This window comes from Aestuariimicrobium sp. G57 (genome assembly GCF_050110855.1).
In the GTDB taxonomy this organism is placed as follows: Bacteria; Actinomycetota; Actinomycetes; order Propionibacteriales; family Propionibacteriaceae; genus Aestuariimicrobium.
In genome coordinates, this window is the sequence record NZ_JBNINW010000001.1 from 128,296 (window position 1) to 151,027 (window position 22,732).

Annotated in this window: 25 protein-coding genes; 17 read left to right on the forward strand and 8 right to left on the reverse strand. The window is 68.1% G+C overall.

Annotation, left to right across the window (positions count from 1 at the left end):
* Positions 1–118: 118 nt before the first annotated feature.
* Together sepH and ACQCX5_RS00595 are read right to left on the reverse strand one after the other, a co-directional pair.
* Positions 119–1,222 (reverse strand): septation protein SepH, encoded by a 1,104-nt coding sequence (gene sepH / locus ACQCX5_RS00590; protein WP_434540084.1) that lies wholly within the window; start codon positions 1,220–1,222, stop codon positions 119–121.
* 188 nt (positions 1,223–1,410) lie between these two features.
* On the reverse strand, positions 1,411–1,626 hold the full coding sequence (locus tag ACQCX5_RS00595; protein ID WP_434540085.1) for a DUF6458 family protein: 216 nt from the start codon (positions 1,624–1,626) through the stop codon (positions 1,411–1,413).
* Between the two features lie 275 nt (positions 1,627–1,901).
* On the opposite strand from ACQCX5_RS00595, the gene ACQCX5_RS00600 reads away from it, so the two are divergent.
* Positions 1,902–2,198 (forward strand): DUF4193 domain-containing protein, encoded by a 297-nt coding sequence (locus ACQCX5_RS00600; RefSeq protein WP_434540086.1) that lies wholly within the window; start codon positions 1,902–1,904, stop codon positions 2,196–2,198.
* Positions 2,199–2,315: 117 nt separating this feature from the next.
* Here the strand turns inward: ACQCX5_RS00600 and ACQCX5_RS00605 are convergent, their stop codons facing one another.
* Positions 2,316–2,609: a DUF4235 domain-containing protein gene (locus tag ACQCX5_RS00605; protein WP_434540087.1), complete on the reverse strand. Its 294-nt coding sequence runs from the start codon at positions 2,607–2,609 to the stop codon at positions 2,316–2,318.
* Positions 2,610–2,657: 48 nt separating this feature from the next.
* Between ACQCX5_RS00605 and ACQCX5_RS00610 the strand changes: the two genes are divergently transcribed.
* The 4 genes from ACQCX5_RS00610 (at position 2,658) to ACQCX5_RS00625 (ending at position 4,970) form a co-directional block, all read left to right on the forward strand.
* Complete coding sequence (locus ACQCX5_RS00610) at positions 2,658–3,221, forward strand: DUF3093 domain-containing protein (RefSeq protein ID WP_434540088.1); 564 nt, start codon at positions 2,658–2,660, stop codon at positions 3,219–3,221.
* On the forward strand, positions 3,214–3,672 hold the full coding sequence (gene dut, locus ACQCX5_RS00615; RefSeq protein ID WP_434540089.1) for a dUTP diphosphatase: 459 nt from the start codon (positions 3,214–3,216) through the stop codon (positions 3,670–3,672). Before ACQCX5_RS00610 ends, dut begins: the two co-directional genes overlap by 8 nt.
* A gap of 90 nt (positions 3,673–3,762) precedes the next feature.
* Positions 3,763–4,581, forward strand: a complete 819-nt coding sequence (locus ACQCX5_RS00620) for a DUF3710 domain-containing protein (RefSeq protein WP_434540698.1) — start codon at positions 3,763–3,765, stop codon at positions 4,579–4,581.
* Positions 4,582–4,583: 2 nt separating this feature from the next.
* On the forward strand, positions 4,584–4,970 hold the full coding sequence (locus tag ACQCX5_RS00625) for an OB-fold nucleic acid binding domain-containing protein (RefSeq protein ID WP_434540090.1): 387 nt from the start codon (positions 4,584–4,586) through the stop codon (positions 4,968–4,970).
* Between the two features lie 48 nt (positions 4,971–5,018).
* Here ACQCX5_RS00625 and ACQCX5_RS00630 read toward each other — a convergent pair whose 3' ends face one another.
* Positions 5,019–5,738, reverse strand: coding sequence for a potassium channel family protein (locus tag ACQCX5_RS00630; RefSeq protein ID WP_434540091.1), 720 nt, complete (start codon positions 5,736–5,738; stop codon positions 5,019–5,021).
* A gap of 29 nt (positions 5,739–5,767) precedes the next feature.
* A complete protein-coding gene (locus ACQCX5_RS00635; protein ID WP_434540699.1) occupies positions 5,768–6,415 on the reverse strand; it encodes a potassium channel family protein in 648 nt (215 codons plus the stop codon).
* 186 nt (positions 6,416–6,601) lie between these two features.
* Between ACQCX5_RS00635 and ACQCX5_RS00640 the strand changes: the two genes are divergently transcribed.
* Complete coding sequence (locus tag ACQCX5_RS00640) at positions 6,602–7,828, forward strand: dicarboxylate/amino acid:cation symporter (RefSeq protein WP_434540092.1); 1,227 nt, start codon at positions 6,602–6,604, stop codon at positions 7,826–7,828.
* 39 nt (positions 7,829–7,867) lie between these two features.
* Here ACQCX5_RS00640 and ACQCX5_RS00645 read toward each other — a convergent pair whose 3' ends face one another.
* The 3 genes from ACQCX5_RS00645 to ACQCX5_RS00655 form a co-directional block, all read right to left on the reverse strand.
* The gene (locus ACQCX5_RS00645; RefSeq protein ID WP_434540093.1) at positions 7,868–8,728 is read right to left on the reverse strand and encodes an oxygenase MpaB family protein; all 861 of its coding nucleotides are present in this window, start codon (positions 8,726–8,728) and stop codon (positions 7,868–7,870) included.
* A gap of 110 nt (positions 8,729–8,838) precedes the next feature.
* Positions 8,839–9,789, reverse strand: coding sequence for a transketolase family protein (locus ACQCX5_RS00650; RefSeq protein WP_434540094.1), 951 nt, complete (start codon positions 9,787–9,789; stop codon positions 8,839–8,841).
* Positions 9,786–10,628, reverse strand: a complete 843-nt coding sequence (locus tag ACQCX5_RS00655) for a transketolase (RefSeq protein WP_434540095.1) — start codon at positions 10,626–10,628, stop codon at positions 9,786–9,788. Before ACQCX5_RS00655 ends, ACQCX5_RS00650 begins: the two co-directional genes overlap by 4 nt.
* Before the next feature lie 145 nt (positions 10,629–10,773).
* On the opposite strand from ACQCX5_RS00655, the gene ACQCX5_RS00660 reads away from it, so the two are divergent.
* From ACQCX5_RS00660 to ACQCX5_RS00710, 11 genes are all read left to right on the forward strand, one after another.
* Positions 10,774–12,804: an APC family permease gene (locus tag ACQCX5_RS00660; protein WP_434540096.1), complete on the forward strand. Its 2,031-nt coding sequence runs from the start codon at positions 10,774–10,776 to the stop codon at positions 12,802–12,804.
* A gap of 339 nt (positions 12,805–13,143) precedes the next feature.
* Complete coding sequence (locus ACQCX5_RS00665) at positions 13,144–14,349, forward strand: substrate-binding domain-containing protein (RefSeq protein WP_434540097.1); 1,206 nt, start codon at positions 13,144–13,146, stop codon at positions 14,347–14,349.
* A 46-nt stretch (positions 14,350–14,395) separates the two neighbouring features.
* The gene (locus ACQCX5_RS00670) at positions 14,396–15,175 is read left to right on the forward strand and encodes an ABC transporter ATP-binding protein (RefSeq protein WP_434540098.1); all 780 of its coding nucleotides are present in this window, start codon (positions 14,396–14,398) and stop codon (positions 15,173–15,175) included.
* Entirely contained in the window at positions 15,172–16,038 is an 867-nt protein-coding gene (locus ACQCX5_RS00675) for an ABC transporter ATP-binding protein (protein WP_434540099.1), read from the forward strand. Before ACQCX5_RS00670 ends, ACQCX5_RS00675 begins: the two co-directional genes overlap by 4 nt.
* Positions 16,035–16,910 carry a branched-chain amino acid ABC transporter permease gene (locus tag ACQCX5_RS00680; protein WP_434540100.1) on the forward strand — a complete coding sequence of 292 codons (876 nt, stop codon included), beginning with the start codon at positions 16,035–16,037 and terminating at the stop codon, positions 16,908–16,910. Before ACQCX5_RS00675 ends, ACQCX5_RS00680 begins: the two co-directional genes overlap by 4 nt.
* Complete coding sequence (locus tag ACQCX5_RS00685; RefSeq protein WP_434540101.1) at positions 16,907–18,061, forward strand: branched-chain amino acid ABC transporter permease; 1,155 nt, start codon at positions 16,907–16,909, stop codon at positions 18,059–18,061. The genes ACQCX5_RS00680 and ACQCX5_RS00685 overlap by 4 nt, the downstream gene beginning before the upstream one ends.
* Positions 18,048–19,604, forward strand: coding sequence for a class I adenylate-forming enzyme family protein (locus ACQCX5_RS00690; protein ID WP_434540102.1), 1,557 nt, complete (start codon positions 18,048–18,050; stop codon positions 19,602–19,604). Before ACQCX5_RS00685 ends, ACQCX5_RS00690 begins: the two co-directional genes overlap by 14 nt.
* Positions 19,601–20,221, forward strand: a complete 621-nt coding sequence (locus ACQCX5_RS00695; protein WP_434540103.1) for a TetR/AcrR family transcriptional regulator — start codon at positions 19,601–19,603, stop codon at positions 20,219–20,221. Before ACQCX5_RS00690 ends, ACQCX5_RS00695 begins: the two co-directional genes overlap by 4 nt.
* Positions 20,221–20,967, forward strand: a complete 747-nt coding sequence (locus ACQCX5_RS00700; RefSeq protein WP_434540104.1) for a 3-hydroxybutyrate dehydrogenase — start codon at positions 20,221–20,223, stop codon at positions 20,965–20,967. Before ACQCX5_RS00695 ends, ACQCX5_RS00700 begins: the two co-directional genes overlap by 1 nt.
* Positions 20,964–21,944, forward strand: a complete 981-nt coding sequence (locus tag ACQCX5_RS00705) for an alpha/beta fold hydrolase (protein WP_434540105.1) — start codon at positions 20,964–20,966, stop codon at positions 21,942–21,944. The genes ACQCX5_RS00700 and ACQCX5_RS00705 overlap by 4 nt, the downstream gene beginning before the upstream one ends.
* Positions 21,944–22,732 carry a CoA transferase subunit A gene (locus ACQCX5_RS00710; RefSeq protein ID WP_434540106.1) on the forward strand — a complete coding sequence of 263 codons (789 nt, stop codon included), beginning with the start codon at positions 21,944–21,946 and terminating at the stop codon, positions 22,730–22,732. Before ACQCX5_RS00705 ends, ACQCX5_RS00710 begins: the two co-directional genes overlap by 1 nt.

A 22,732-nucleotide genomic window follows, 5' to 3' on the forward strand; every position in this document is an offset into this window, starting at 1 on the left:
TCCGGTGGCGACGGGGGAGTAGCCCCGTCAGAAAAAGAGAGCCTGGGGTGGTGCGGTGTCGAACCGTTGGTAGTCGAACGGTTCGACACCGCTGTGACGGCTGATGAACCCGACTGGCCTACTCCTGGTCGGGGCGCGGCCCGCCGAAGACGATCTCGTCCCAACTCGGTACGCTGGCGCGGCCCTTCCGGGCCCGGTTGCGGTTGCGGACGCTGACGGTCGGCTCGTCCAGTGCCACCAGGGCGTCCTGCTCGGGTTCGGCAGGCTTCGGCTCGGCAGGCTTTGGCTCAGCCGGCTGTGATTCAGCCGGCTGCGATTCAGTGGCCTTCGGTTCAGTCGGCTTCGGGGCCCCGGCGGCGGCAGCCGCCGCTGCGCTGGTGCGCCGCCCACCGCGCTTGCGGGGGGCCGGACGCGGCGCGGGTGCCGGGGTGTCCGGCGCCTCCGACTCGATGTCGACCGGAACGTCACCCCCCTCGGGTTCGTCATCGGTCACAGGGCGCGACAGGTCCGCATACACGTTCACGGAATCCTCGTCGAAGCTGCTCAGCATCTCGTAGAGCACGTCGAGCTGGGAGCTGTGGCCCACCAGGTCTTCGCGCGAAGCCTCGACCGTGAGTTCCAGTTGCTCGACCAGCGCCGACGGGTCATCACCCTGCGGCACCGGACGGGCCGGGAACCCGGGGGACGCCTGCTGCGCCGCCCCAGCAGGTGCCGTGGGCTGCCGCTCGTCGTCCTCGCCCAGTCCGACCGTCGGTTCATTGTCCGGGTCGGGAACGGCAGGGGAAGCGGCCACTGGCTTCGGTTTCGGCTCACCGATGACGTGCTTGGCGAGGTCGTTGCGCGCCACGCTGAATCGTCCCCGCACGTCGAACAGGAACTCAGCCTGCTGCGGCTCGTCATCGCGGGCCCAGGTGGCCTTGAGGAACCAGCGACGGTCGAGGTCGCGCCAGGCGCTCCACACCAGCGCGTCCGGGTCCTGGCCTTCACGTCGCAGGTTCTCGGCGACAACGGCGCGCAGCGATCGCACCGAGCTCGACTCGCCGGTGCGACGCACGGGCGCCGCGAGTGCCTGTCCGACGACATGTTCGATCTCGGCCAGCACGGGTGCGGCGAACGGCTCGATCTGTTCCACGGGCACGCCAGCGATCGCGGCGACGTCATCGAGTGACTCGCCACCGCGGATCCGGCTCTGGATCTCGCGTGGGCTGAGTGCGCTGTCCATCCGACTCTCCTGTAGCTGTCCTTGATTGTCGAGCGATGGTGGGCCGTGCGGGCACAACCCACCGTCGCGTCAACCTATCAAGCGTGACCAATCACGCACAGGCCCAACACCCCCAACGCTTGACAGTTGGTCGAGGGATTGGGGTGGTCGAGGGATTGGGGTGCTCGAGGGATTGGGGTGGTCCGGGATCAGCGCGGGGTGGTGTCGATGTTGCGGTTCTCGTGGGTGGTGTGCACCCGGTTGCGCTGGGCCTGGGCGATGAACGAGAAGATGACGGCGGCGACACCGGCCACGATCAGGATCCAGCCGAGGATGCCGTCGGTCACGCCCGGAACATCTACCTGCAGGGCCCAGTTGAGCACGGCGCCGATGATGATCAGCACGATGCCGAGTCCGATCCACATGGGGTTCTCCTTCTGTTGTGGGTGACGGTGACCGGCTGCTCCTGGACGGGTTTGCCGGTTCGCTGCGACTGTAGGTGAGGCTGGCTGGCACATGGGGCGACACTCGCGAATCACCAGCAAATCTTGGGGGACTCTTCGTTGGCACACCCCACCCGCAGCCCCCCGACGGTCGTCTGCCGGTTGGCCCGTGGAGCTGGGTCTTGACACGTGTGATATGAATGCGGCGACATGGCCACACCCGACTGGTGGCCGCGCAAGTTGGTGGAGAGGACACGATGGCGACTGATTACGACGCCCCGCGCAAGACTGACGAGGAGATGAGTGAGGACTCCATCGAGGAGCTCAAGACTCGTCGCAATGACCAGAACTCGGGCAAGGTCGACGAGGACGAGGTAGAGGCAGCGGAGGCATTCGAGCTTCCGGGCGCCGACCTGTCCCATGAAGAGCTGACCGTTCGCGTGCTGCCGCGCCAGGCTGATGAATTCACCTGCGCCTCATGCTTCCTGGTCAAGCACCGCAGCCAGGTCGCCGAGATCAAGGGCGACAAGATCTACTGCGTTGACTGCTACTGAGGTTGGTTGCTGCTGAGGTTCTGTGCCGCTGAGGTTCTGCCGGGATGAACACCGGACGACGGTCGGTGACGGGGTGACCCGTCGCCGACCGTCGCCGTGTTGCGGGGCTTGAGTGGCTCAGACCTTGATGACGGTCGGCACCGGCTGCTCGGCCTCGACGCCCTGCAGCCGGGCAAACCGGCGTGCCACGTGTCGCGTCGTGGCCAGCTGTGCCGCGCCCATGCCGACAGCGCTCGACAGCGCCCAGATGAACGCCTCGGTGGCCGGCACGTCCGGATCGCCCGGCGTGGGCGGCTCGTTGCCGGTGGCAACCTTCCAGGCCGACTTCAACAGCTTCTGCACCGCAAACGTGACGCCCGCACCCAGCGCGATCGCGTACACCTTGTGGATGATCTTCTCCGACAGGTCCATGCCGCCATCCTAGGACGACGGCGCAGGGGCGGGCGGTAGGTTGGACACATGAACGACGCTGCCCCGTCGCAGCAGCCTGCTGCGCGTCATGACGACCCTCCCCTGCACGATGAACGGTTGTGGGCGCCGCTGTGGTGGTGGCTCGTCGGCGGGCTGGTGGCGTTCACGTTCGTGGTGGCCGTCTGGTGGGTGCTCACTGATGCGTGGGCCATCGGTGCCGCCGTCGTGTTCTTCGGTGGGCTCGCGGCCGTACTGCTGGGGTCTGGACGAGGCAGGGTGCGGGCCGACGAGACGAGCCTGCATGCCGGCGGTGCCAACGTCGAGTGGGAATGGGTCTCGGGTGCCGTGCCGCTGAACGCGAAACAGTCGGACGAGGCACTGGCCCGCGCCGATGATGGCCGCACCTGGCTGTTCACCCGCCCCTGGCTCAAGACGCACGTGCGGGTACGACTGGCCGACCCGGCCGACCGCAACAGCTCCTGGCTGGTGGCGACGCGTCGTCCCAGGCAACTCGCCACCGTCGTGCTGGCGCATGCGGGCGCGAGGCGTCCCGACGATGGGGCTGCTCAGGGAGCCGACCAGGCAGCACCCGCGGGGAACTCGCATGCCTGACAACCCGATCGAGCTGCAGGTGCACCAGCTTGACCCCGACCTGCCGCTGCCCGGTTATGCGCACCCCGGTGACGCGGGTGCCGACCTGTACGCGAGGGTCGACGTGCACCTGGCGCCGGGGGAGCGGCAGCTGGTGCCCACCGGCATCGCCCTGGCCATCCCGGCCGGCTATGCCGGGTTCGTGCACCCACGCTCGGGCCTGGCGGCGCGGCACGGGCTGGGCATGGTCAACGCCCCCGGTGTGATTGATGCGGGCTACCGGGGTGAGATCCTCGTCAACCTGGTCAACCACGACCCGCTCACCCCGATCCACCTGCGTCGCGGCGACCGCATCGCCCAGCTGGTCGTGCAGGCCGTGGTGACCCCCCGGTTCACGGCAGTGGACGCGCTCGACCAGACCACCCGCGGAACAGGCGGCCACGGGTCTTCCGGCGGCGTTTCCGGTTGGTAGGCTGGTCTGCGGTTGCGCGCGACGCGACCCCACAGATTTTCCAACCCAGACTTTCCAGAATCCCTCGATGTGTGAAAGGCCTTCATCGTGATCTTTGGCCGCAAGAAGAAGCAGAAGCTCGCTGAGGAGGACATCCTCGACGAGAACGAGCTGCTGGAGGATGGCGCCGCCAACGGTGAGGACGAGGACCTCGAGGACGAGGACCTCGAGGACGAGGTCGAGCAGGACGACGCTGATGGTGTCGACGAGGACGACGACGAAGAGCTCGATGAGGACGCCGTCGACGAGCAGGACGGTGAGGATGACGACGACACCGACGTCGACCACGACTTGCGTGAGGACGGCCCCTTCGACATCACCGAGGTCGACCTGGAAGCCGACGAGATCGAACGCCTCGATTTCGGTGCACTGATCCTGACCCCGTTCGACGACATGCAGATGCAACTGCAGGTCGACCAGAGCACCGGCCAGGTGCAGTCGGCGCTGGTGATGGCGGGCCAGTCCGCCATCGAGGTGGCCCTGTTCGCCGCCCCGGCCCGCACGTCGATGGTCTCGGACGTGATCGATGAGATGGCGGCTGCGGCGACTGAGGCGGGTGGCGAGTCGGGCGTGCACGATGGCCCGTTCGGCCCCGAGATCCGCCGCATGATCCCCGTGCAGACCGAAGAGGGCGAGGCCTACCACGTCTCGCGCACCTGGTTTGCGCAAGGACCCCGCTGGCTGCTGCGCGGCGTGCTGATGGGCGAGGCCGCGCAGACTGGCGAAGCTGAGCTCGAGGGCGACGGTGAACTGCTCTTCGAGTTCTTCTGCAATGTGGTCGTCAAGCGTGGCGACGAGCCGATGGTGCCCGGCGACCTGATCCCGATGGAGTTGCCGCCCGAGCTGGCGGCGCAGCAGCAGGAGGCCTGAGAATGGGCAGCGAGGTGGTCGGCAGCCGCCGGCCGGTGGGTATGTGGGGCCGCGCCGTGCGTCGGCTCACGTCGTCCAACGACGAATTCGAGAACGCGGAACTTGCCGACATGGCCCGGGTGTCTGGTTGCCAGACGCTCGCTGACTGCGGTGCACGCACACTGGTGACGCTCCAGGGGCGCATCGCGATGGTGAAGCTGAGCCCCCGCGGCCAGCGGTCCTGGCTCGAGGCCGACCTGCAGGACGGCACGGGCCAGGTGACGCTGGTGTGGATGGGGCGCCGCTCGATCCCCGGCATCGATGCGGGGCGGATGATCCGCGTCAGCGGGCGCCTGGTGAAGCAGGGGCGCCAGGTGATCTACAACCCCAACTACGAACTGCTGAGCTGAGGGGCACGGCCACCGGTCAACTACCGGTGGCCGGTCACGTCCAGTTGGTCACATCCAGGTTTCGCGGTCGTTCGGCGGCGTCTGCTGGCGCTCGTCCTTGCGCTGCTTGATCTTTGGCACGAGCATCTCGGCCAAGGCCTGCTCGTGCGTGGGCGAGACCACGAACAGCACCTCGTCGAGTGCCTCCAGGGCGCCATCGCGTTCCGGCGAGCGGCCCACGCCATCGCGGATCACCGACACCAGCACGGCATCGCCGGGCAGTTGCAGGTCACGGATGGGCACACCGAGGACGGGGCTGTCCTCGGGCATGGTCAGCTCAACCAGGTTGGCCGATCCCTCGCGGAACGTGAACAAGCGCACCAGCTCGCCCACGGTGACCGCCTCTTCGACCAGGGCGCTCATCATCCGCGGGGTCGAGACGGCCACGTCCACACCCCACGACTCGTCGAACATCCATTCGTTGCCGGGGTGGTTCACCCGTCCGACGGTGCGCGGCACCCCGAACTCGGTCTTGGCGAGCAGTGAGTGCACCAGGTTGACCTTGTCATCACCCGTGGCGGCGATCGAGACGTCGAACGTGTCGAGCTGGGCCTCTTCGAGTGAGTCGAGTTCGCAGGCGTCGGCCAGCAGCCAGTCGGCGTCCGGGACGGATTCGGTCTTGATGGCATGAGGGTCACGGTCGATCAGCAGGATGCTGTGGCCGTTGGCGATGAGTTCCTTGGCGATCGAGCGGCCGACATTCCCGGCCCCGACAATGACAACGCGCATGGTTCAACTGCTCCTTGTGTGCCGCTGGGTCAGTGCCGCTTCGGCGGGGCCGCCAGCATGGACTCGACGTCGCTGAGGGTGTCGGACTCGACCGCCGCGAAGACGAGGTCACCGTCCTGCAGCATGGTCGCCTGGGTGGGCACCATGCCCCGTCCGAATCGAAGGACGAAGGGGATCGGCACCCCGACGGCCTGCTGCATGGTGTGGATGCGGGTGCCGATCCAGTCCTCGTGGGTCTTGACCTGCACGAGCTTCGCATGTCCGGACGGATCGGCCCAGACCGGTTCGGAGCCTTCGGGGAGCAGGCCGCGCAACACCTGGTTCGCGGCCCACCGCACGGTCGCCACGGTGCGGATCCCGAGGCGTTCGTAGACCTCGGCGCGGCCCTGGTCATAGATGCGGGCAATGACGTTGTGCAGTCCGAACTCTTCACGCACCACCCGGGCGGCGAGGATGTTGGAATTGTCACCGCTCGACACGGCGGCGAACCCGTCTGCTTCGCGGATGCCCGCCTTGATGAGCACGTCCCGGTCGAACCCGGTGCCCTTGACGGTGATGCCCTTGTACTCGGCGCCGAGGCGGCGGAAGGCGTTGACGTCAAGGTCGATCACGGCCACGGAGTGGTCGCGCTTCTCAAGGGACTTGGCCAGGCTGGCACCCACCCGGCCGCAGCCCATGATCACGATGTGCACGTGGGTCTCCTCCGACGAAGTAGTGGCACGGCGCACACGCTACTCCTGTCCGGGGAGCGCGGTGAACACGGCGACACGAGTCCTGGGGTCCACCCCGCGACACCCCCGCAGGCTGCATTGCGCCCGGTGGTTGAATAAGCCGTTCTCATTCCCACGGCGCCAGGAGCCCCCATGGCCAAACGACTCAAGTTCAACCTGCTCATCCTCGTGCTGGCAGCCATCGTGCTCGGCATCGCGCTGGGCTCGTTGTTGCCCGGCTGGGTGGTGCGTGTCTTCGTCACGTTCAACGGGCTGTTCGGCAACTTCCTGAGCTTCGTCGTGCCGCTGCTGATCGTCGGACTGATCACGCCGGCGATTGACGAGCTGGGCAAGGGTGCTGGCAAGTGGCTGGCTGTGACTGCAGGCATCGCGTATGCCTCGACGATCATCGCGGGTCTGCTCAGCTGGGGCACCAGCATGCTGGCATGGCCGCGCCTGCTGCGCGGCAACGACATCACCGAACTTGCCGACCCCGAATCGGGGCTGGTGACCCCGTTCTTCACCATCGACATGCCGCCGATGTTCGGCGTCATGTCGGCGCTGGTGTTCGCGTTTGTCGTGGGCGTGGCGCTCACCCAGTTCGATGCCCCGGCGCTGCACCAGGTCTTCAGTGACTTCCGTGAGGTCATCAACATCGTCATCAGCAAGGTGATCGTGCCGCTGTTGCCGCTCTACATCTTCGGCATCTTCTTGAACATGACCCATGCCGGCCAGGTCTGGTCGGTCATCCGGTCGTTCTTCCCGGTCGTGCTCGTCGTGTTCGCCCTCACGCTTGTCTACCTGGTCATCCAGTACTCAGTCGCGGGTATGGTCGCCAAGCGCAACCCCTTCACGATGCTGCGCGCGATGATGCCCGCCTACGCCACCGCGCTCGGCACGTCGTCGTCGGCAGCGACCATCCCGGTGACCCTGCGCTCGGCGATCAAGGCCGGGGTTTCCGAGAACATCGCCTCGTTCGTCATCCCGCTGTGCGCGACCATCCACCTGGCCGGCTCGACCATCAAGATCACCGGCTTCGCGCTGGCCATCATGGTGATGTTCGGCATGCCCACGCCTGCCCCCATGATCCTGGGCTTCATCTTCCTGCTCGGCATCGCCATGGTCGCCGCCCCCGGCGTGCCGGGTGGTGCGATCGTCACGGCCGCAGCGCTGCTCGAGAGCCAGCTCGGGTTCACGCCCGAGCAGGTGGGCCTGATGATCGCGACCTATATCGCCATTGACTCGGTGGGCACCGCGGCCAACGTCACCGGCGATGGTGCGATTGCCGTGATCGTCGACAAGCTCGCGGGCCACCCGGGCCACCGCGACCTTGGCCTGCACCTGCCGCACGAGGACGAGCCACAGCCGGCGAACGCCTGAGGTGCACGGGGTGCGGGCGCACGGTCAGGCCAGAACAGATCAGGCTGCCGGCGGCGTCCGCCCGGCACTGACCCCGGCCAGCCCCCACCGCACGGCCGCCACCCCGGCTCGACCACGGGCTCGTCCAGTTCTTGGCTGGGCGAGCCCCAACTGGTCGGACGCCCAGCCCTGCAGCACCGCCAGCCCGCCTGCGGCCAGCAGGCCGTAGGCGGGGCGGGCCCACCAGGCCAGCGGCGGGGTGTGCAGCAGGAACCTGGCAGCTTCGGTTGCAGCGGGGCTGACCTCAAGCTCGGGGCGGTAGCAAAGGATCGCCGCCTCGAGCCCGGCGACCGACGTCGGCGGTTCGATGACCCCGAGCTTCGCGGCCGCCAGGCCACACTGTTCGACGTAGCGGTCTTCGTCAGCGGGGGACAGCGGGTCGACGCCATAGGCCCGGTGGCCGGCCAGGAAGGCCCAGATCTCGGCGATGTGCACCCACCTCAGCAGGTGCGGGTCGCCGGCGCGGTAGGGGCGGCCGCGAAAGTCCATGCCGCGCACCCGGTCGTGCACCGCCCGCACTCGGGCGATCATCGCCTCGGCGTCGGCGATGGTGCCGAACGTGGTGCGGCCGATGTAGTCGCTGGTGCGGGCCAGCCGTCCCCAGGGGTCGGACTTGTAGCCCGAATGCCCAGCGACGCCGGCCATCGCCAGCGGGTGCAGGGATTGCAGCAGCAGGGCGGTGACGCCGCTGGCGAACATGGCGGCGTCGTCGTGCACGCGCCAGATGGGGTCGGCGGGGGTGAACCACCGTGGGCCCGGCTTGTCGACGGTGTCGGCACGCCGGGCCAGCGGGTCATCGCCGCCGACGCGACTGAGCACGGCCATGCCTACGCGCCGCTGCAACCCGGTGATGGGGGACATGTGCCCAGCGTATGCGGGGCCCGTCGGACCTTCCCGAACCGGCCGACACTGATTGGTTTGACGTCAGTTCCGACGTCAAACCACTCAGTGTCGCCGCGGCTGGCCCGGGCTCACTTGCTCGCGCGCCTGGCCACCAGATCCGTGATCCGTGCCACCAGCGAGGCCGCGTCCAGCCCTTGTTGCTGCTGCAACCCAGCGTAAGTACCCGTGTGGACGAAGCCATGGGGCACCCCGATGATGTCGACCACGGCGCCACCTTCACGAGCGATCAGCTCGCTCACGACGCCGCCCAGGCCACCCCGGTCGTAGTGCTCCTCGACCGTGACCACATGCCCCGTCCGACGGGCCGACTCGAGCACCAGTTGCTCGTCCAGCGGGATGATCGTGCCCAGGCAGATCAGGTCGACATCGATGCCCGCGGCAACCAGCTCGTCGACGGCCTTCATCGTCTCGATGGTCTGGTAGCCGGCCGAGACCACGCTCACCTGGCTGCCCTCACGCACGTGCCGGCCCTTGCCGATCTCAAAGTCCTCGTCGAACAGCGCCGGCACATTGCCGGCACCGATGCGCATGTAGACCGGACCGTCGTGCTCGATCATGGCCTTCACACCGGCGCGGATCTCGGAGTAGTCCTGCGGGGCGAGGATGGTCACGCCGGGGATCATCCGGATGATCGCGTAGTCCTCGAGGGAATGGTGCGTCGAACCGAGGTCGGCATAGGTCATGCCACCGTTGCGTCCCACGATCTTGACGTTCTGGCCCATGTAGCCGATGTCGTTGCGGAACTGCTCGTAGTTGCGGGCGGTCACGAACGGCGCGATCGCGCAGAAGACCGGCACCTTGCCCGTAGTTGCCAGGCCGGCGGCCATGCCGGTGGCGCCCTGTTCTTCGATGCCCACCTCGAAGTAGCGCTCGGGATGGGTCTTGAGGAACTCGCCGAACCCCGACGACTTGCCCGAGTCGGTCGAGATCACGACGACGCGCTGGTCAGCCTCGGCCACCTCGGCGACGGCGCGGCCGAACTCCTTGCGGGGGTCGTAGGTGGGTTCATCGGTGCTCATCGGGCGGCCTCCAGGGTCGTGATCAGTGCGTCGCTCTCGGTGACTGCCTCGGCCAGCTCGTCGGCCTTCGGCTTCCAGTAGTGGCTGGGCACGGTGCCCTCGATCGAGCTGACGCCCCTGCCCTTGGTGGTGCGCGCCACGAAGACGGTCGGTTTTCCGGGCTGGGTGGGGGCCGAGTCGAGCGCAGCGGTGATCTCGGCCATGTCGTGACCGTCGATCTCGGACGCCGACCAGCCGAAAGCGCGGAACTTCTCGACGACCGAGGCCATGTCCATGACCTCGGCGGTGGTGCCCGAGATCTGCATGCCGTTCAGGTCGACGAAGACGATGATGTTGTCGAGCTTGTGGTGGGCGGCGATGGCGGCGCCCTCCCAGTTGCTGCCCTCGGGCAGTTCGCCGTCACCCATCATCACGAAGATGCGCGCGTCGGGGTGCTCGTGGCGCAGCCCCAGGGCCATGCCGCAGGCGATGGGCAGCCCGTGGCCGAGTGCGCCGGTGTTGGCCTCGATGCCCTGCAGCAGGCTCATGTTGGGGTGGCCGGGCACGGGGGAGGACAGTGCCCCGTACTGGTCGAGCACCGACGCGTCGATGATGCCGCGTTCGGCGAGCACGGCGTACTGGCCCATCGCCTTGTGGCCCGCCGAGAGCAGGAACCTGTCGCGCCCGGGGTCGTCCACGCCGTCTGCGGGCCGCATCGCGTGGAAGTAGATCGCGGTGATCATGTCGATCGCCGACATCGAGCCACCGAGGTGGCCAGAGGGGTTCGCGACCAGCATTCTCAACACATTGCGGCGCGCACGGGCGGCGTGCAGTCGCAGGTCGTCCAGTTCGGAAGTCATGTCTGTCCCGTGGTCAGGTGGGTGTGCTGGCGACCAGCGCTGCCCACAACTTGTCTACTCCAATCGTAGACAACTAGACAGGTATATACAAGCATGTCTTGCGCTGATGCGCGCAACTCGTGGCAACAGGCGTACTGTGCTCGGCGTGAACATTGTCGATGGGCTCAAGCGGCTCGTCATCGGACGAAAGCTCGCCTCGACCCAGCTGGGGGAGACCCTGCTGCCGAAGCGGATCGCACTACCGGTCTTCGCGTCCGATGCGCTCAGTTCCGTGGCCTACGCGCCGGACGAAATCCTGCTCACCCTCTCGCTGGCTGGCATGGCGGGCTTCGCCTTCTCGTGGCAAATCGGCCTGGCTGTCGCCATCGTGATGTTCGTGGTGGTGCTCAGCTATCGCCAGAACGTGCATGCCTACCCCAGCGGTGGCGGCGACTACGAGGTGGCGACCATCAACATCGGCCCGAGCGCGGGCCTGACCGTGGCCAGCGCCTTGCTGGTCGACTACACGCTGACGGTGGCCGTCTCGGTGTCGTCGGGTGTGCAGAACGCCAAGGCCATGCTGCCTTTCATCGAGGGCCACGAGGTCTGGATCGCCACCGGCGTGATCTTCGTCCTCGCCCTGGTCAACCTGCGCGGCGTGCGGGAGTCGGGGACGATCTTCGCCATCCCGACCTACGGGTTCATGATCGCGGTCATCGGCATGGTGATCTGGGGGCTGACGCGCATCTACGTCTTTGGTGACGCCGTGCTGTCGCCCACCGCCGACTGGACCGTGGTGGGCGTGGACCAGTACACCAACCTCGAGGGCTTCGCGATGGTTGCGCTGCTGGCGCGGTCATTTTCGTCCGGCTCTGCGGCCCTGACCGGTGTCGAGGCCATCTCGAACGGTGTGCCGGCCTTCAGGGCTCCGAAGTCTCGCAACGCCGCGGCCACGCTTGCCCTGTTGGGCACCATCGCCATCTCGATGCTCATGGGCATCCTGATCCTGGCCAACAAGGCCCGCGCACACCTGATCGACGAGCACGGCGGCTCGTACTATGTGCTGCCCGACGGGTCAGTGCAGCATGACCCCGGCATGACCGTGATCGGCCAGCTGGCACATGCCGTCTTCTATGACCAGTTCAGACCCGGGTTCTACATCGTGCTGGGCTTCACGATGATCATCCTGGTGCTGGCCGCCAACACCGCCTTCAACGGCTTCCCGGTGCTGGGTTCGATCCTCGCCAAGGACGGGTTCCTGCCGCGGCAGCTGCACTCCCGCGGTGACCGGCTGGCCTATTCGAACGGCATCGTCACCCTGGCGATCGCGGCGATCGTGTTGGTGGTCATCTTCCAGGCCTCGGTCACCGCGCTGATCCAGCTCTATGTGGTGGGTGTGTTCGTGTCGTTCACCGTGAGCCAGTTCGGCATGATGCGCCACTGGACGAGGCACTTGTTGACCGAACGGGACCCCGTCGAGCGCAGCCGCATGAAGCGCGCACGAGTCATCAACGCCATCGGTTTCACCATGACGGCGACCGTGCTGGTGATCGTCCTTGTCTCGAAGTTCGTGCATGGCGCCTACCTGGCTGTCATCGCCATGGCGGTGCTGTTCATGCTCATGCGGGCCATCCGGCGCCATTACGACGCCGTCGCCCGCGAACTCAAGGTCACCGACGTGACCGAACGCAGCATGCCGTCGCGGGTGCATGCCGTGGTGCTCGTCAACGGCGTCGACCTGCCGACCGTGCGGGCTGTGATGTATGCCAAGGCGACCCATCCGAGCAGGATCGAGGCGGTGCATGTGGCCGTCGACGACGACGTCTCGAACCGCACGTTCGACGACTGGGAGGACCAGGACTTCGGGGTGCCGCTGCGCGTCGTGGCCTCGCCATACCGTGAAGTGACCACGCCCTTCATCAACTACGTCAAGACCTTGCGGTCCGACAGCCCGCGCGATGTGGTAATCGTCTACATCCCCGAGTACGTCGTGGGCCACTGGTGGGAGGGGCTGCTGCACAACCAGACGGCCCTGTTGATCCGCACGCGGCTGCACTTCATCCCCGGTGTGATGGTGACCAGCGTGCCCTACCGGCTGCAGAGTTCGTCGCGCGCGCTCGACCAGATCAAGCGCGACCACCCTTCGGCGTGGCGACGGGCCGGTGTGGCCGCCCACGAGATCGACCGGACCACATAGGCGTCGCGCCCGACTGGGCCCGGGGGGACAATCACAGGAAATGTTCCCCGAGCCGATCCCTCAGACCCAAGGAGTCGGCGCACCGGCGGGGGCCGGAGGACAGTGCCGGGGGCCTTCCCCCCGGGCCCTGTCCTTCCTGCTCTTACTGGGGTCGAGTTCAGTAACGAATCGGTAACGCATTACCCGTGTGGGGGGTGACATCCGTCACATTCAGGGCTAGGTTTCTGATACCTGAACCACCTGTCAGGTTTTGGTCATCGATGACCATCACCGGCACCCCCGCACCGTCCGGTCACCGCTGACCGGGCTGCACACCGAACACTGCTCGAAAGGCATCCCATGCTGAGTCTCTCCCGCCGGTCGCTGGGGCTCGCGGCCGCCGCCACCCTGGTGCTGTCCGCCTGCGCCCCCGACGAGAACGGCACCGGCACCTCCAGCCAGGATGGCGGTGGCTCGACCACGGCCATCAACGTCGCCATGATCACCTCGATCACCGGGGCACTGGCCGCCTACGGCGCCGCCTACAAGGCCGGCTTCGAGGCCGGCTGGGCCCATGTCACCAACGGCACGGGCAAACTCGACGGTTACGACGTCACGTTCAACTGGCTTGACGACCAGGGCAACCCCGACACTGCCGTGAACCACTTCAAGGACCAGGTCGGCAAGGACGCGAAGATCGTCGCGGGGCCCGCATCCTCGGGTATCGCCGCCCAGCTCGCCGGCCAGGCCGAGCAGAACAAGACGCTGTTCATCTCGGGTGCCGCCGCAGCCGATGCCATCACCGGCATCAACAAGTACACGTTCCGTTCCGGGCGCCAGACCTACCAGGATGTCGCCACTGCGGGCACCATGCTCGACGACCTCAAGGGCAAGAAGATCACGGTCTTCGCCCAGGACAACGCGTTCGGCCAGGGCAATGTGGCCGGCGTCAAGGCCGTGCTCGGCGGCAAGGGCGCCACCGTCAGTGAGATCCTGGTCGCCGAGGACGCCAAGGAGTTCACCCCCTTCGCCACCCAGATCATCAATGCCAAGCCAGACCTGGTCTTCGTGGCCTGGGCCGGCGCCACCACCGCCGCGATGTGGCAGTCGCTCAGCCAGCAGGGTGTCTTCGACAAGACCACCGTCGTCACAGGTCTGGGTGACGTGGCCTCGTACCAGGCCTACGGCGCCGCCTCAGAGAAGCTGCAGTTCCTCAACCACTACTTCAGCGGCGCAGCCGGCACCGAGATCGAGAAGGCCATGATCGATGCCGTCACCAAGGCGGGTGCCGTACCCGACCTGTTCACCCCCGACGGCTTCGTCGGCGCCCAGATGGTGGCCCGCGCCATCAGCGAGGGCAAGGGCGAGACCGATGCCATGATCGCCGCGCTCGAGGGGTGGGAGTTCGACTCCGTCAAGGGCCGGATCACCGTGCGCAAAGAGGACCACGCCATGTTGCAGCCGATGTACCAGGCGAAGTTGGTCAAGGGCGCCGACGGCAAGTTCGCCCCCCAGAAGATCGCCGAGGTCAAGCCGGACGAGGTCGCACCACCGGCCAAGGCCTGACCTGCCCGACGCGCACCACATTGCCGCAGACCCCGAAAGCGACCAGATGAACCAGCCTGCCCCCGCCGGCACCCACACGAGTCCCGCCCTTGCCCTCCACGGCATCAGCCTGCAGATCGGCGGCGCCCAGATTCTTCGGGGCGTCACCCTGTCGGTCAACCGTGCAGAGATGATCGGGGTGATCGGCCCCAACGGGGCCGGCAAAACCACCCTGTTCAACATCATCTCAGGCGTGGTCACCCCGACCGGTGGACGGGTGGAGGTCGAGGGGACAGACGTGACGACCCTGTCGATCCCGCGGCGGGCAAGGTTGGGCCTGGGGCGCACCTTCCAGACCTCGAGCGTCTTCCAGACGCTCAGCGCCCACGAGAACGTGCGCCTGGCCGCCCAGGCCAAGCTTGGCCGTGCCACCAGCCCGTTCGTCTTTCCCCGCCGGGGTGACGCCGCCAGCACCATCGCCGACGAGAAGCTCGACGAGGTGGGGTTGGCGCACCACGCGCAGACGATCTCGGGCGTGCTGAGCCACGGTGACAAGCGCAAGCTCGAGATCGCGATGCTGCTGGCCACCGACCCGCAGGTGATCCTGCTGGACGAGCCGATGGCCGGGGTGGGCTCGGGTGATGTTCCGGGGCTGGTCGAGGTCATCCGCCGCGTGCACCGGGGCGGACGCACCGTCCTGCTGGTCGAACACCACATGGAGGTGCTGCTGGGCCTGGTCGAACGGGTGGCGGTGCTGCACCACGGTGAACTGCTGGCCTTCGACTCACCCGACGTCGTCATGAACGACGCCACCGTCAAGCAGGCCTACCTGGGCAGTGCGGCATGAGCGGCACCCACACCCACAGCGGGGGTCCCGCCATCCTCGAGGTCAGTGGACTGCACGCCCGCATCGCCGGCCAGCTCGTCGTCGAGGACGTGAGCTTCACCGTGCCGGCGCACGGTGTGACCGCCCTGCTGGGGCGCAACGGTGTCGGCAAGACCTCGACGCTGAAGGCGCTGCTCGGGCTCAACGACCGCACCGGGACCGTCATCTACCAAGGTCGCCGCATCGACCACTGGCCGACGCACAGGATCGTACAGGCGGGCATCGGCTACGTGCCCGAGGACCGTGAGGTCTTCCCGGGGCTGACCGTCGAGCAGAACCTCAAGTTGGCCGAGCGCACCGCCCGGCCGGACTACTCCGTCGTCGACAGGCTCTTCCCCGAACTGCGGCAGCGCGCCGCACAGCGTGCAGGCACGCTGTCGGGTGGCCAGCAGCAGATGGTCTCGCTCGCCAGGGTGCTGATCAACACCAACGACCTGCTGCTGGTCGACGAGCCCACCAAGGGGCTGGCGCCGCGCATCGTCCACGAGGTGACCGGGGCGCTGCAGGTCGCAGCCGCCACCACCCCGATGCTGCTGGTCGAACAGAACCTGGCCGTGGTGCGTGAACTCGCCGACACCGTGGTGGTGCTCTCGGGTGGCCGGGTGGTGCACGCCGGCAATGCCACGGCATTCCTCGACGACCCGCACCTGGTCAACGCACACCTCGGCGTCTCGACGGGCGCCCCCGAACAGCAGCACCTTGCCGCCACCGCCGGACAGGTCGCCCACCACGAGGACCACACCATGCCCCCACACCTCACCGACCCCGACCAGGCTGCGGCCATGGCCGACACCGGCACCGAGCACCCGGGGGGACGAGCGTGAGCACCGTCATCCTGCTCGCCATCACCGGCATCGGCCTGGGCGCGCTGTACTTCCTGGTCGCCAGCGGCCTGTCGCTGACCTATGGCCTGATGGGCGTGCTGAACTTTGCCCACGGCAGCTTCCTGACCCTCGGCGCCTTCATCGGCTGGGAGGTCAGCCGCCGCATGGCCGACGGCACCTGGGGCGGCCTGCTGCTGGCCCTGCTGGTCGGTGCCCTCACCGGGGCCGTCTTCGCCGCCATCACCGAATTCTTCTTCGTGCGCCGCCTCTACAACCGCCACATCGAACAGGTGCTCGTGACCGTCGGCATCGGACTGGCCACCGTCGCCCTGTTCGAGGGGATCTGGGGCACCGACCCCATCCACACCACCCAGGTGCCCTGGCTCGACGAGACCACCACCGTCCTGGGGGCCCGCGTGCCGAACGACCGGTTCCTGCTGATCATCTGTGCCGCCCTCGTGCTCGCCGCCATCGTCGCGTTCCTGCGATTCACCCGCTATGGCCTGATCATCCGCGCCGGGGTGCAGAACCGGACGATGGTGACGGCCCTGGGCATTGACGTGCGCCGCTCATTCACGCTGGTCTTCGCCATCGGTGGCGCGGCTGCAGGACTGGGCGGTGTGCTGGCCTCGGTCTACGACGGCTACGTGTCGCCCCACCTCGGGGGCGCCCTGCTGATCTATGCCTTCATCGTGACCGTCATCGGTGGCATGGGCTCACTCGCCGGCGCCGCGATCGCCTCGGTGCTGGTCGCGGTGGTGCAGCAGTTCGCCAACTACTACGCCGGCGGTACCGGTGACCTCGCGGTCGTGCTTGCCCTGGCCGTCGTGCTGTTGGTCCGTCCCCGCGGACTGATGGGAGCCACGGCATGAACTCGGTGCGCGCATTCTTCTCGTCCACCATGGGCAGGATCGCCCTGCCGGTCGCGCTGGTTGCGTTCGCGGCGCTGCTGCCGATGCTGAACATCTACGTGCCGGGCGTGATGCCCGGGCCGAGCTACCAGGCCGGTGCCCAGCAGATGTTCGCCTATGCCTTCCTGATCGCCGCCCTGGCCCTGAGCTACCACCTGATGTTCGGTCTGGCCGGCATGCTCAGCTTCGGCCATGCGATGTTCTTCGGCCTCGGCGCCTATGGGCTGGCCATCTCGCTGAAGCAACTCGCCCCGCGGGACTGGGGCACCCCGGTGACGTTCGTGGTCGCGATCGTGTTCACCCTGGTGCTCGGGTTCGTGGTCGCCACGATCGCCGGGGCCGTCGCCCTGCGCGTCAGCGGCATCACGTTCGCCATGGTGACGCTGGCGTTCGCCCAGGCCCTCAATGTGCTGGTCCGCCGCAACCCGGGTCGGTTGACCGGAGGTGAAGAGGGCATCTCGGTGACGACCTCGGTCGTGCCCGATGCCCTGGTGGGCGTGCGCAATACCGAGAACCTGTACTGGATGGCGCTCGGCGTGCTCGTGCTGGTCTACCTGATCACGCTGTGGGTCGAGAAGTCACGCGTGGGCACCGTCACCGCAGCCGCCCGCGACAACGACCTGCGGGTGCGGGTGCTCGGCCTGCAGCCCTACCTGGTCAGGCTGTTCGTGGCCACTGCAGCGGCGGTGCTCGCCGTCATCGCCGGCATCGCGTTCGTGCTGCTGCAGTCGGGCACCACCCCACGCGTGACGACATCGGACTTCACGCTGACGCTGCTGGTCATCGTCGTGCTCGGCGGGGTCGGGTACCGCTGGGGCGCCATCGTGGGTGCACTCGTCTATACCCTGCTCGACCAACGGCTCTCGTCACTGGCCAACAGCGAGTTCGTCGAGAACCTGCCGCCGGTGCTGCATGTGCCCCTGTCCGAACCGCTGTTCATCCTCGGCACCCTGTTCGTGCTCGTGGTGATGTTCGTGCCGGGTGGCATCGCCGGCACCGTCACCCGGCTGGGACGACGTCCTGCGCACCAACCCGGGATCGACGCGCTGGACACAGCGGAAGAGTCGACGGCGAAGGCCGGCGGAGCAGGATTGGGCCATGCCAATGCCTGAGAAGACCACCCGCGAGGGACTGCACACGCTGGGTCGCTGGCCGGCCCACCGGGCGGCACTCGACCCCGACCGCATCGTGCTGGTCGACCGTGGACTGCCGATGACCGCTGCCGAGCTCGAGCACCGCGCGAGCCGGCTTGCCGACCGCCTGCGCGGTGCCGGGTATGGCCCCGGCAGCGTGCTGGCCACCGTCTCTGGCAACAGCGCCGACCACGTGGTGCTGCTGTTCGCCTGCGCCAAGGCTGGTGTGGCCATGGCGCCGCTGAGCTGGCGGCTGACCCCGCACGAACTGGCGGGGCTGCTCGAGGTGGTCGTGCCCGACCTGGTCGTTGCCGAACACACCTTCTCGAGCATGGTCGACCTGGTCGAGGCGCTGGGCACCAGTTGGCCTCGCGTCGAGCTCGGCGAGCACGGCATCGAGGGCTACGCCGTCCTGCCACCTGTGACGCGACCCGGCACCGACGCAGCCGACCCACGCCCGGCAGCCGATGACGATGCGCTGCTGCTCATCCCGACGGCGGGTACCACCGGCGTGCCCCGGGTCGCGGTGCTGACCCAGGCGAACTGCGACTGGACGAACCGTGCCCACGGTGAAGCCATCGGCATGGGCAGCGCCGACGTCGTGCTGTCGGTGCTGCCCCAGTACCACGTGGGTGGCTGGAACATCCACCTGCTGCAGGCCCTGCGCGTGGGTGCCCTGGTGGTGCTCGAACGTTCCTTCGACCCGGGCCGCGCGTTGCGGCTGATCGACGAACACCGGGTCACCGTGATGATGGGGGTGCCGTCCAACTACGCGTTGATGGCCCAGCACCCGGACTTCGACATGGCCGCGCTGACCAGCCTGCGCGCCGTGGTCAGTGGGGGAGCGGCGCTGCCGACCAGTGTCGCCGAACGCTGGGCCGGTCGCGGGGTCGTGCTGCAGCAGGGCTACGGGCTCAGTGAGGCCTCGCCCAACGTGTTGTTGCAGTCACGCGACGACGCGTTGTCCCGGCCGGGTGGGGTCGGGCGTCCCTACCCGTTCGTCGAGGTGGCGCTCGCGGACCCCGCGACCGGCGCCCACCTGCAGGGTGCCGCTGAAGGTGAACTGGTCGTCCGGGGTCCGAACGTGTTCGCGGGCTACCACCGCGACCCGATCGCGACCGCCGACGTCGTGCGCGACGGGTGGCTGCACACCGGTGACCTCGCGCGCCGCGACGCCCAGGACCGGTACTGGATCGTCGGACGCCTCAAGCACATCTTCATCTCGGGTGGTGAAAGCATCGCGCCCGCAGAGATCGAGGCCGTGCTGCGGCTGCACCCGGCAGTTGCCGACGCAGCCGTGCTCGGCGTTCCGGACGAGCGCTGGGGTGAAGTGCCGGTGGCGTGGGTCGTGGCGGCGGGGCAGGTCGAGGCCGATGACATCCTGCGGCTGGCCCGGGCACGGCTGGTCGGCTTCAAGGTGCCCACCCGCGTGCTGTTCGTCGACCACATCCCGCGCACGGCACTGGGCAAGGTGCGCCACGACGACCTGCTCACGCTCTGGCAACAACAGGGGGCCCGATGAAACCCGAACCACGCACCGCCAAGGGGCGCCAGACCCGCCGCAATCTGCTCGAGGCCGCTGAACACGTGTTCGCCGAACTCGGCTACCAGGAGGCGTCGATCACCAGGATCACCGAGCGTGCCGGCGTCGGACAGGGCACGTTCTACCTGTACTTCGATTCGAAGCTCGACCTGTTCAGCCAACTCGTGGACGACCTCAGCTCCCGCGTGCGCCGCGCCATGGCCGAGGGCGCGGCACCGGGTGCCAGCCGCATCGAGGTCGAGCGGGCCGGTTTCGCCGGCTTCTTCCGGTTCATCGTCGAGCACCCCGGTTTGTACCGCATCATCCGTGAGGCCGAGTTCGCCGCCCCCGATGCGCACCGGCGGCACTACACCAAGCTCAGCGATGGCTACATCGCCGGCCTGTCGCGGGCGCGCGCCGCCGGTGAGGTCGGCGACATCGACCCCACCGTTGCCGCCTGGGCCCTGATGGGTGCCGGTGAGCTGATCGGCAAGCGCTGGGTGCTCTGGAACGGCAGTCCCCAACCCCTGTCCGATGACGACCTGGACGCGGTCGTCGCCTTCGTGGCCTCTGCACTGGGGGCCACTACATCCGCCAACACCCGCAAGGAGAACTGATGACTGACCTGACCGGCAAGCATGCCGTCGTCACCGGTGGTGCCTCCGGCATCGGACGCGCCATTGCCGCCGCGTACGCCGCCGCCGGGGCCCGCGTCACCGTCGCCGACCGTGACGAGGCCGCCGCCAACACCGTCGCCGCCGAGATCGGCGGCACCGCCTGGGTCGCCGACCTGGACGACACCGCCTCACTCGAAGGCCTCAGCCTCGACGCCGACATCCTGGTCAACAACGCCGGCATGCAGGTGATCAACCCCATCCAGGACTTCGACCCCGCCGCCTGGCGACGCATGCACCGGGTCATGCTCGAGGCCCCGTTCCTGCTGATCCGCGCCTGCCTGCCGCACATGTACGCCAACAACTGGGGCCGGGTCATCAACATCAGCTCGGTGCACGGCGTGCGGGCCTCGCCGTTCAAGTCGTCCTATGTCGCGGCCAAGCACGGCCTCGAGGGCCTGAGCAAGGTCACGGCGCTCGAGGGCGGCCCGCACGGGGTCACCAGCAACTGCATCAACCCGTCCTATGTGCGCACCCCGCTGGTCGAGAACCAGATCGCCGACCAGGCCCGCATTCACAACATCGCCCCTGAGGATGTGGTCGAGAAGATCATGCTCACCGAATGCGCCGTCAAGCGGCTGATCGAACCGGACGAGGTCGGCGCCCTCGCGCTGTTCCTGGCCTCGGATGAGGCCGGCATGGTGACGGGCGCCAGCTACCTGATGGATGGTGGGTGGACTTCCCGATGACCGCATCCCTGATCGGGGCTGCCGAGGCCACTGAGGCGGTCCCCGTCCGCGGCGGCCTCATGCACGTGGGCGCCTGGCACCGCGCAGCCCCCGGGCTGCCGGTGCTGGCCGTGCACGGCATCACCGCCAGCCACCAGTCGTGGGCACGGGTCGCCTCGCACTTGCACGACGTGGCCGTGGTGGCCCCCGATCTGCGTGGCCGTGGCCGTTCGCGTGACCTGCCCCAGCCCGGTCGCCTGGACGACCACGCCGACGACCTGGTGGCCGTGCTGGACCAGTTCGGCATCGAGCGAGCCGTGCTGGTCGGGCACAGCATGGGCGCTTTCGTGACGACCCGCTTCGCCCAGCGCCATGGCGACCGACTGGCCGGGGCGTTGCTGGTCGACGGCGGCTGGCCGCTGCCGCAGCCCGCGCCACGGGCCGACGGCAGCCTGCCCCGGGCCGATGAACTGCTGGGCCCGGCCATCGACCGGCTCTCGATGACCTTCACCGACCCCGAGCAGTACCGCGAGTTCTGGCGCCAGCACCCGGCCTTCGGGCCGTTCTGGGACGACTGGTTGCAGGCATATGTCGACTACGACCTCATGGGCCGGCCCCCAGAGCTGCACCCCTGCTCGCACCCCGATGCCGTCAGGGCGAACCTGCTGGAACTGGCCGACGCGCCGGCGCACCTGGCTGCACTGGCCAGCCTGCCCGAGGGCACTGAACTCGTCCGGGTCGACCTGGGACTGCTGAACGAACCCGCGGGGCTCTACCCCCGCGACCACGCCGCGGCGCTGGTCGGCCAACTGCCACACCTCAGGCTCACGAGCGTCGAGGGCCCGAACCACTACACCATCGTGCTGGGTGAGCCCGGCGCGTCCCTCGTGGCCCGGGCCACCCGGCAGGCGCTGGCAGCCGCTGAGGCGCGGCTGGGCACCCCGGGCGACCACCACCTCGTCCCGGCGGCTGCTGCCGCCCCGTTGGAAGGACACTGATGGCCATCGACAAAGTCGTCGCGACACCGGCCGAGGCCGTGGCCGACATCCCGGACGGGGCGCTGCTCACCGTCGGCGGGTTCGGCCTGTGCGGCAACCCCATGGCGCTGATCACCGCGCTCGTTGACCAGGGCACGACCAACCTCACCGTCGCCAGCAACAACTGCGGCGTCGACGACTGGGGCCTGGGGCTGCTGCTGGCGACGGGCCAGATCACCCGCATGATCAGCTCGTACGTCGGCGAGAACAAGGAGTTCGAACGCCGTTACCTCACGGGGCTGCTCGAGCTCGAGCTGGTTCCCCAGGGCACGCTGGCCGAACGCATGCGCGCCGGCGGCTCAGGCATCGCCGCGTTCTTCACCCGCACCGGCGTGGGCACGCAGGTCGCCGACGGCGGTCTGCCCCAGCGCTACCACCCGGACGGGTCGGTGGCGAAGGCCTCGGCCCCCAAACAGGTGCAGACCTTCGACGTCGACGGCACGCCGCAGGACTTCGTGCTCGAGACCGCCATCCGCTCGGACTTCGCGCTGGTGCACGCCCGTTTCGCTGACCGGCACGGCAACCTCGTCTTCCACGCCGCGGCGCGGAACTTTTCCCCGGTCGCCGCGATGGCCGGCAAGGTGTGCATCGCCCAGGTCGAAGAGGTCGTCGAGCCGGGCCGGCTGGGCCCTGACGAGATCCACCTGCCGGGTGTGTTCGTGCACCGGGTCGTCGAGGTGGGAACCGACATCGAAAAGCGCATCGAGAAGCGCACCGTGAGCGCGCAGACCGGCCAGGAAGGGGCATGA

Bases quoted from the DNA above. Each gene is read 5' to 3' on its own strand.
- sepH (WP_434540084.1), bottom strand. From the start codon at position 1,222: ATGGACAGCGCACTCAGCCCACGCGAGATCCAGAGCCGGATCCGCGGT.
- ACQCX5_RS00595 (WP_434540085.1), bottom strand. From the start codon at position 1,626: ATGTGGATCGGACTCGGCATCGTGCTGATCATCATCGGCGCCGTGCTC.
- ACQCX5_RS00600 (WP_434540086.1), top strand. From the start codon at position 1,902: ATGGCGACTGATTACGACGCCCCGCGCAAGACTGACGAGGAGATGAGT.
- ACQCX5_RS00605 (WP_434540087.1), bottom strand. From the start codon at position 2,609: ATGGACCTGTCGGAGAAGATCATCCACAAGGTGTACGCGATCGCGCTG.
- ACQCX5_RS00610 (WP_434540088.1), top strand. From the start codon at position 2,658: ATGAACGACGCTGCCCCGTCGCAGCAGCCTGCTGCGCGTCATGACGAC.
- dut (WP_434540089.1), top strand. From the start codon at position 3,214: ATGCCTGACAACCCGATCGAGCTGCAGGTGCACCAGCTTGACCCCGAC.
- ACQCX5_RS00625 (WP_434540090.1), top strand. From the start codon at position 4,584: ATGGGCAGCGAGGTGGTCGGCAGCCGCCGGCCGGTGGGTATGTGGGGC.
- ACQCX5_RS00630 (WP_434540091.1), bottom strand. From the start codon at position 5,738: ATGCGCGTTGTCATTGTCGGGGCCGGGAATGTCGGCCGCTCGATCGCC.
- ACQCX5_RS00635 (WP_434540699.1), bottom strand. From the start codon at position 6,415: ATGGGCTGCGGCCGGGTGGGTGCCAGCCTGGCCAAGTCCCTTGAGAAG.
- ACQCX5_RS00640 (WP_434540092.1), top strand. From the start codon at position 6,602: ATGGCCAAACGACTCAAGTTCAACCTGCTCATCCTCGTGCTGGCAGCC.
- ACQCX5_RS00645 (WP_434540093.1), bottom strand. From the start codon at position 8,728: ATGTCCCCCATCACCGGGTTGCAGCGGCGCGTAGGCATGGCCGTGCTC.
- ACQCX5_RS00650 (WP_434540094.1), bottom strand. From the start codon at position 9,789: ATGAGCACCGATGAACCCACCTACGACCCCCGCAAGGAGTTCGGCCGC.
- ACQCX5_RS00655 (WP_434540095.1), bottom strand. From the start codon at position 10,628: ATGACTTCCGAACTGGACGACCTGCGACTGCACGCCGCCCGTGCGCGC.
- ACQCX5_RS00665 (WP_434540097.1), top strand. From the start codon at position 13,144: ATGCTGAGTCTCTCCCGCCGGTCGCTGGGGCTCGCGGCCGCCGCCACC.
- ACQCX5_RS00670 (WP_434540098.1), top strand. From the start codon at position 14,396: ATGAACCAGCCTGCCCCCGCCGGCACCCACACGAGTCCCGCCCTTGCC.
- ACQCX5_RS00675 (WP_434540099.1), top strand. From the start codon at position 15,172: ATGAGCGGCACCCACACCCACAGCGGGGGTCCCGCCATCCTCGAGGTC.
- ACQCX5_RS00685 (WP_434540101.1), top strand. From the start codon at position 16,907: ATGAACTCGGTGCGCGCATTCTTCTCGTCCACCATGGGCAGGATCGCC.
- ACQCX5_RS00690 (WP_434540102.1), top strand. From the start codon at position 18,048: ATGCCAATGCCTGAGAAGACCACCCGCGAGGGACTGCACACGCTGGGT.
- ACQCX5_RS00695 (WP_434540103.1), top strand. From the start codon at position 19,601: ATGAAACCCGAACCACGCACCGCCAAGGGGCGCCAGACCCGCCGCAAT.
- ACQCX5_RS00700 (WP_434540104.1), top strand. From the start codon at position 20,221: ATGACTGACCTGACCGGCAAGCATGCCGTCGTCACCGGTGGTGCCTCC.
- ACQCX5_RS00705 (WP_434540105.1), top strand. From the start codon at position 20,964: ATGACCGCATCCCTGATCGGGGCTGCCGAGGCCACTGAGGCGGTCCCC.
- ACQCX5_RS00710 (WP_434540106.1), top strand. From the start codon at position 21,944: ATGGCCATCGACAAAGTCGTCGCGACACCGGCCGAGGCCGTGGCCGAC.